Source organism: Jatrophihabitans sp. (assembly GCF_046262535.1).
In the GTDB taxonomy this organism is placed as follows: Bacteria; Actinomycetota; Actinomycetes; order Mycobacteriales; family Jatrophihabitantaceae; genus Jatrophihabitans.
On the sequence record NZ_JBHEMO010000073.1, the window covers coordinates 1 to 7,885 of the forward strand.

6 protein-coding genes and 1 pseudogene are annotated in these 7,885 nt (G+C 69.8%); 1 reads left to right on the forward strand and 6 read right to left on the reverse strand.

Annotated elements, in window-relative coordinates; all coding sequences use genetic code 11:
* The 6 genes from ABR571_RS10390 to ABR571_RS10415 form a co-directional block, all read right to left on the reverse strand.
* A partial coding sequence (locus tag ABR571_RS10390) for a glycerate kinase (protein WP_409453125.1) occupies positions 1-630 on the reverse strand: 630 nt, incomplete at its 3' end.
* A 45-nt stretch (positions 631-675) separates the two neighbouring features.
* Positions 676-2,442: a glyoxylate carboligase gene (gene gcl / locus ABR571_RS10395; protein ID WP_409453126.1), complete on the reverse strand. Its 1,767-nt coding sequence runs from the start codon at positions 2,440-2,442 to the stop codon at positions 676-678.
* 15 nt (positions 2,443-2,457) lie between these two features.
* Positions 2,458-3,342, reverse strand: a complete 885-nt coding sequence (locus tag ABR571_RS10400; RefSeq protein ID WP_409453127.1) for a 2-hydroxy-3-oxopropionate reductase — start codon at positions 3,340-3,342, stop codon at positions 2,458-2,460.
* The gene (locus ABR571_RS10405) at positions 3,339-4,163 is read right to left on the reverse strand and encodes a hydroxypyruvate isomerase family protein (RefSeq protein WP_409453128.1); all 825 of its coding nucleotides are present in this window, start codon (positions 4,161-4,163) and stop codon (positions 3,339-3,341) included. The genes ABR571_RS10400 and ABR571_RS10405 overlap by 4 nt, the downstream gene beginning before the upstream one ends.
* Positions 4,164-4,176: 13 nt before the next feature.
* Positions 4,177-5,082 carry a factor-independent urate hydroxylase gene (gene pucL / locus ABR571_RS10410; RefSeq protein WP_409453129.1) on the reverse strand — a complete coding sequence of 302 codons (906 nt, stop codon included), beginning with the start codon at positions 5,080-5,082 and terminating at the stop codon, positions 4,177-4,179.
* 102 nt (positions 5,083-5,184) lie between these two features.
* Positions 5,185-6,408: a DUF6986 family protein gene (locus ABR571_RS10415; protein WP_409453130.1), complete on the reverse strand. Its 1,224-nt coding sequence runs from the start codon at positions 6,406-6,408 to the stop codon at positions 5,185-5,187.
* A gap of 413 nt (positions 6,409-6,821) precedes the next feature.
* Here ABR571_RS10415 and ABR571_RS10420 point away from each other — a divergent pair.
* Positions 6,822-7,885: pseudogene (locus tag ABR571_RS10420) on the forward strand (FAD-dependent monooxygenase); the annotation flags it as partial.

The window sequence follows — 7,885 nt, forward strand, 5'->3', positions numbered from 1 at the left end:
GCCCTTCTGCGGGCCGTAGACCGCGGCCGCCCCACGCGGCCCGGTGAGGGGATTGTCGACGTCGCAGGCGACCTCGACGCGCGCGGTGGCGAGCTGCGGGTGCAGGCCGGTCAGGTCCAGGCCCGCAGCGTCGAGCAGTCCCCCACCACCACCGGCGACCTCCCGGCCGGCCGTGTCGAGAATGCGCCCGCCGAGCGCCTGCACCATGCCGGCACCGCCGTCGGTCGACGCGCTGCCGCCGATGCCGAGCACCACTCGGCGGCAACCGGCGGCCAACGCCGCGGCGACGACTTCCCCGACACCGCGGCTCGTCGCCGTCATCGGCGCCCGGTTCGGCCCCAGCTGGGCCAGCCCGGCCACGGCGGCCAGTTCGACCACCGCGACGTCGTCGCGCCGCACGTACGCGGTGCGCGCCCGGTGCCCGGTCGCGTCGGCAGCATCGACGGCGACCCGGCTGAACCCGGCGCTGACGCACGCGTCGAGCAGGCCGTCGCCCCCGTCGGCCACGGGGGCTGTGACGATGTCGGCGTCCGGCCGGCGCGCACGAATCCCGGCGGCCAGGTGGGACGCCACCTCGGCCGCCGTCAGCGTCCCCTTGAACTTGTCGGGAGCGAGCAGCACGCGGGGCATCACGCCTCCCTCGTCGTGCCGGCCGCGCCGTTGCGCGGACCTCGCTCAGTCGAGATTGGCATACAACGAGGTCGGCGCGTGGGCGCCGGACAGCGCGAGTTCCTCGAACTCGGTCACGTTGTCGATCTCGAGCCCCATCGAAACGTTCGTCACCCGTTCTAGAATGATCTCGACGATCACCGGCACCCGGTACTCGACGATCAGCTTCTTCGCCTGCTCCAGGGCGGGCAGGATCTGCTCCGGCTCGAACACCCGGATCGCCTTGCAGCCCAGGCCTTCCGCCACCTTGACGTGGTCGACTCCGTAGCCGTTGAGCTCAGGCGAGTTGACGTTGTCGAAAGACAACTGCACGCAGTAGTCCATGTCGAAGCCACGCTGCGACTGGCGGATCAACCCGAGGTAGGCGTTGTTCACGAGCACGTGGATGTAGGGGACGTTGAACTGCGCGCCGACGGCCAGTTCCTCGAGCATGAACTGGAAGTCGTAGTCGCCGGACAGCGCGACCACCGTGCTGTCCGGATCGGCGGTGGCGACACCGAGCGCCGCTGGCACGGTCCACCCGAGCGGACCGGCCTGGCCGGCGTTGATCCAGTGCCGCGGACGGTAGACGTGCAGCAGTTGCGCGGCCTGGATCTGCGACAACCCGATCGTGCTGACGTAGCGCACATCGGGACCGAACGCGCGGTTCATCTCCTCGTACACGCGCTGCGGCTTGATCGGCACGGCGTCGAAGTTCGTCCGGCGCAGCAGGGTGCGCTTGCGCTCCTGGCACTGCGCGGACCACGCGCCCCGGTCCTCGAGATTGCGTTCGCGGGCCGCCCGGACGAACAGCTCCAGCGCGGCCTTCGCGTCTGACACGATGCCGTAGTCAGGGGCGAACACGCGGCCGATCTGGGTCGGCTCGATGTCGACGTGCACGAACGTTCGTCCGCGCGTGTAGGTCTCGATGCCGCCGGTGTGCCGGTTGGCCCATCGGTTGCCGATACCGAGGACGAAGTCGGCGGCCAACAACGTCTCGTTGCCGTACCGGTGCGACGTCTGCAGGCCGACCATGCCGGCGTTGAGCGGGTGGTCGTCGGGGATCGTCCCCCAGCCCATGAGGGTCGGCACGACCGGGACGCCGGTGAGTTCGGCGAACTGCACCAACAGCTCGGCGGCGTCGGCATTCACGATGCCTCCGCCGGCGACAATCAACGGCCGTTCGGCGGCCGCCAGCATGTCCAGCGCCTTGTCGATCTGCGCGCGGGACGCGCTCGGCTTGTAGACCGGCAGTGGCTGGTAGGTGTCGGGATCGAATTCGATCACCGCCTGCTGCACGTCGATCGGCAGGTCGATGAGCACGGGACCCGGACGGCCCGACCGCATGAGATGGAAGGCCTGCTGGAAGGTGCCTGGCACCTGCCCGGGCTCGAGGACGGTGACCGCCATCTTGGTCAGCGGCTTGGCGATGGACGCGATGTCGACCGCCTGGAAGTCCTCCTTGTGCAGCTTGGCCACCGGTGCCTGGCCGGTGATGCACAGGATCGGGATGGAGTCGGCGCTCGCCGAGTACAGCCCGGTGATCATGTCGGTACCGGCCGGCCCGCTGGTGCCGATGCAGACGCCGATGTTGCCGGCGGTCGCGCGCGTGTAGCCCTCGGCCATGTGCGAGGCCCCCTCGACGTGCCGGGCCAGCGTGTGGTGCAGTCCGCCATCGATTCGCATCGCGTTGTAGAACGGGTTGATCGCCGCTCCAGGCAATCCGAAGACGTTGGTGACGCCCTCGGCCTTCAAGATCTCAACTGCGGCCTGCGCCGCTGTCATGCGTGGCATGGATGTCTCCGGACGTTAGTTGGGGCTCTGGCCGGCGAGGCGCTCGACGCCGCGGAGCAACGCGGAGTGGTCGAGGCCGCCGTCGCCGTTGGCTCGGGCCGAGGCCATGAGTTGGGCGACGATCGCACCCACCGGCAGCACGACCCCGGCCTCACGGGCGGCCGAAGTGACGATGCCCATGTCCTTGTGGTGCAGGTCGATGCGGAAACCGGGGGCGAACGAGCGGCCGAGCATGTTGGCCCGCTTCTGCTCGAGCACCTTCGACCCGGCCAGCCCGCCACCGAGCACGTCGAGGGCGGCCTCGGTGTCGACGCCGTACGCCTCGAGGAACACGAGCGCCTCGGCCAGCACCTGGATGTGCGTGCCGACGATGAGCTGGTTCGCGGCCTTGACGGTCTGCCCGGCGCCGTTCGGCCCGACGTGCACAACCGTCTTGCCGACCAGGTCGAACAGCGGCTTGGCCGCCTCGAAGTCGGCCGGGCTGCCGCCCACCATGATCGACAGCGCCGCGTTCTTGGCCCCGGCCTCGCCGCCGGACACCGGCGCGTCGAGCAGCCGGAAGCCACGGTCCTTCGCGGCCTGCGCCAGTTCGGTGGTCACGTCCGGACGGATGCTGGAGAAGTCGATCACCAGCGTGCCCGGCAAGGCCCCGGCGAAGACCCCGTCCTCGCCGAGCAGTACGTCGCGCACGTCCGGTGAGTCGGGCACCATCACCGCGACCACGTCGGCGTCAGAGACAGCATCGGCGATCGAGTCGGCCTTGCGGCCGCCGGCCGCGACGAGCGGCCCGCTGCGGTCGTGCCGCTTGTTGTAGCCGCTGACGTCGTGTCCGCCGTTGCGCAGATGGACGGCCATCGGGCTGCCCATGATGCCGAGGCCGAGGAAGGCGATCTTGGTCATGTGGTGCTCCTGACCGGGGCGGCGCGCTGCGCACGGGGAAGCCACGCCAGGCTGGCCTCGGTGTCGGTGGTCGGCTTGTACTCGAGGCCGACCCAGCCGTCGTAACCGCGGGCGGTGAGCGCGGCGAGCAGGCCGCCGAGGTCGAGGTCGCCGGATCCCGGTTCGCCCCGGCCTGGGCAGTCGGCGATCTGGACGTGGCCGGTGACGTCGGCGTGCTTCTCGATCGCGGCGGCCACGTCGTCGCCGTTGTTGGCGAGGTGGAAGAGGTCGAGCAGGAAGGCCACGTTGGGCCGCCCGGCACCGCGGAGGGCATCGACCACCGCAACGGCGTCGTCGGCGGTACGCAGCGGGTAGGGCTTGGGACCGCTCACCGCTTCGACGAGGACGGTCGCGTCGATGCGGGCCGCGGCGTCTGCGGCCAGGCCGAGATTCTCGCAGCCCAGCTCGTCCTGTTCCGCGGGAGTCGCGTCGTCGACCCGGTTGCCGTAGAGAGCGTTGAACACCGAGACGCCCAACCGAGCACCGATGCCGAGGGCCACGTCGATGCTGTCGCGGAACTCGCTGCTGCGACCGGGGATCGAGAGCACGCCGCAGTCGGGGCCGGCGAGGTCGCCGGCGAAGAAGTTGAGTCCGACGAGTTGCACGCCCGCGTCCTCGACCGAGCCGACGAAGGCGTCGACATCGGCGTCGGCCGGGACGGGCTGGTCGGGCCACGGCCACCAGAACTCGACGGCGTCGAACTCGGCCGCCTTGGCCGCAGCGGCCCGCTGCAGCAGCGGAACCTCGGAAAAGAGCATGGAGCAGTTGGCGAGATACTTCATGGGGAACTCCGCTTCAGATGAAGGACGTCACGGACGACCACACGTCGTCGGCGTCGGAGGCGTCGTCGCGGGTGACCGCGGCCTCGATCAGGCCGTACGGGCGGTCGGCGGCGATGAAGACCTCGCCGTTGTTCTCCAGACCGAACGGCGCGAGGTCGACGAGGAAGTGATGCTTGTTCGGGGCGGAGAACCTGATCTCGGCTACATCGCCTGTGGTCTCCAGTACCCGGGTGCCCATGAGGTAGAGCGTCTCCTGCAGCGCCCGGCTGTAGGTGGTCGCGAACGTCTCGAGCAGGGTGGACTGAACGGCGTCGTAGGTCTTGTTCCAGTCGACCGCCGTCCCCTCGTATCGCCAGCGCGCCACGAGCGACGTCGCCAGGATGCGGTCGTCGGTCTCGTTGAGGGTCGTGTACTCGTCCTTCAAAAAGCCCTTGAACTCCGAGCCGGTCGATTTGAGCACGACGAGATCCTGCAGGCCGGAGACGACCCAGACCCGCTGCTCGGCACCGCGGCCGCGCACGGTGACGACGGTGGTGCGAGTGGCGCCGCCGCGACGCACGAATGCGTGGTCGTGCCCGTTCGGGCCGGCCGGGATGCGGTCCCACGGGTACTGCTCGACGCGGATCTGCGCGCCGGTCGCCTTCGGCGTCGCATCAAGGAAGTGCCGGCCGAGCGCGATGGCGTAGTCCTCGGGGGACGTGACGCCGTGTTGCTTGGCGTAGGCGAAGGCGGTGTTCTTCTGCGTGTCCGTCGGCAGGACGTCGACCTGGTTCCCGTCGATGTGCGCGGCAGCGAAGTCGCCCCGCAGCGAGGTCGACACGTTGAGATCGACGATCTCGTGCCGGGCCGAGTCGCGGTAGATCCGCACCACGCGGTTCTCCGCCTTGCCGTACTGGTTAGCGCCGAGAGAGATACCCATAGGGTCGCTCCTTGCGGTCCATCCGGTTTGTTCTTCCCGCTTTCCGTTGAGCGGAAATTCACTACCGAATGATGGAACTTTATCGGACAACAAACCGGCTCGTCAACGCCCCGGGCGGGCGAATTCGGCCAGCTCGTCGACGCCGAGCCCGGTTGCCCCGGCGACCTCGTCGCCGTCCGTGGCGCCGCAGTGGACGGCGCGCAGCAGATAGTCGGCCAGCGCCCGCGCGGTCGCCGGCTCGTCGAGGACCGCCGAGCCCGCCTCAGTGACGTAGTCGCGCAGCCGGGCGGCGGCGCGGTCGAAGCCGGACCGGTAGAAGGCGAACGTCGCGGCGTAGCGGGTCGGAAGCTGCGCTGGATGCAGATCCCAGCCCTGGTAGTAGCCGCGCTCGAGCGAGCGCCGCACGAGTTCGAGGTGCAGCCGCCAGCCCGCGCGCACGCTATCGCCGTCGCCGACCGGAAGGATGTTGGTCGAACCGTCGGACAGCCGCACTCCCGTACCCGCCGCGGCCGCCTGCATGACCAGCTTGGCGTGGTCGGCGACCGGGTGGGCCATGCTCTGGTACTCGGCGGCGATGCCGCAGAACGCCGAGTAGTCATACGTTCCGTAGTGCAGGGCCGAACACCGCCCGTCTGCGGCATGAATCATCCGCGCGACGAGCGCGGTCCCGTCCGGACCGAGGATGGACTGCGGGGTCTCGACCTGGATTTCGAAGCGCAGCCGGGACACGCCGAGCTCGCGCTCGAGCTGCTCGCACACGTACACCATGGCCTCGACCTGCTCGACACTCGTGACCTTGGGCAGCGTGATGACGAAGTTCTCGAGGTCGCCGCCGGCGTCCCCCAGGCCGGTCAGGAACCCGACCAGGGTCCGCAGGCTGCGGGCCCGCGTCGGCGCTTCGAAGCTCTTGATGCGAATGCCGCCGAACGGAGGTGCGGCACCCGCGCCCCGACTGCCGGCGAGGGCGGCCGCCGCGGCGGCGACGTCGGCGTCCTCCGAGTCGTCGGGCTTCGTCCCGTAGCCGTCCTCGAAGTCGATCCGGAGGTCCTCGATGGGCTCAGCGACGAGCTTGCGGCGTACGCGCTCGACGATGTCGTCGTCGCCGACCAGCTTGCCGAACTCCTCGGCGTTTCCGTCCACGGCCGCGAGCGCCTGGGCACTCCAGCTCGCCACGAGGTCGGCGTCGTAGCGGTGCGCCGGGACGTAGACCGTATGGATCGGCTGGCGATCCGCGCGCTCGCCGGGGAAGCGGGCCGCCAGAGCGGCGTCCGAGGCGGCCAGGCGCGCGTCGAGTGCGCCGGCCAGGCTGGCAATGTCGACTCCCACGCTACCTCCGTCCGTTTCGTATGGCGGACTTTATCTTCTGCATGCCGGAAGTCAACGCGTTTCCCCTCGGGCCGAAGCGCCGTCGACTCCCTCGTCGCGCAATTGAACGGTTTCGGCTCGACCGTGCAGGTGCTGCTCGCGCCGCCCCTGGTGGTGCGCCAGAGTTCGGTACGCCCGCGGCGCCCCAGTAGTCGGGACGCTGCGGGGCACAGGTCAGCGATTGACCGGCCAGGCCAGGTTGCCGAACGCACCGACGCGAACCCCGGCGATCAGCAGGCGCACCTCGCGGTGTCTCACAAGTGGTCGCCGGGTGTCGAATTCGGGCGTCGCTGATCGACGAGAAGGAAGACGGCCCTCCCGGCCGATCCCTAAGATCGCAACCCCCGTCATGAGACGGAGGAGGAGAGGACACGATGAGCGACGTCAGGGTCTTGGTTTCCGGCGCGAGCATCGCAGGCCCGGCGCTGGCCCACTGGCTGCACCGCCGTGGTGCCGAGGTGACCGTCGTGGAGCAGTCGCCCGGACTGCGCCCGGGCGGGCAGGCGGTGGACGCTCGCGGGGTGGCCAAGGAGGTCATTCGCCGGATGGGGCTCGACGCCGCGATCCGGGCGGTGTGCACCGACACCGCCGGCGCCTACACGGTGGACGCGGACGGCAACGTGCTGGAGACCCACCGGGCCGAGGACAACGACGGCGACGGCTACATCTCGGAGATCGAGGTCCTGCGCGGAGACTTCTCCCGGGTGCTCTACGACGACACCCGCGACGACGTCGAATACGTTTTCGGGGACCGGATCGCGGAGCTCACCCAGGACGCGCACGGCGTCGACGTGACCTTCGCCCAGCGGCGCCCGCCGCCGCTTCGAACTCGTCATCGGGGCTGATGGGCTGCACTCGGCGTTGCGGACGATGGTCTTCGGACCGCGCGAGCACGTCCGTCACCTCGGGTTGGTGCTGGCCTACTACACCGTGCCCAACGAGTTCGGGCTGGACCGCTGGCTGATCGACTACCAGGAGGCCGGGCGCTCAGCCGGACTGCGGCCGATCCAGGACGCCAGCCGGGCAATTGCCATGTTGTCCTTCCCCGCGCCCGACTTCGACATCGACTACCGCGACGTCGCGACTCAGAAGCGCCTCCTGCGCGAACAGATGGCCGGGTTCGGTTGGCTGACCCCGCGCATCCTCGCGCACCTCGACGACACGCCGGACTTCTACCTCGACCAGGTCGCACAGGTCGTGATGGACCGCTGGTGCGGCGGCCGCGTCGGCCTCCTCGGCGACGCGGCATTCAGCGCGTCGCCGATGTCGGGCGCGGGTACCGGGCTGGCCCTGGTCGGCGCCTACATGCTGGCCGGGGAGCTCGCTGCCGCCGGCTGGGATCCCGCGGCCGGCTTCGCCGGCTACGAGAAGCGGATGCGGTCCTACGTCGAGGCCAACCAGGAGATCGGCCGGATGCACGTACAGATGCTCGCCGCCC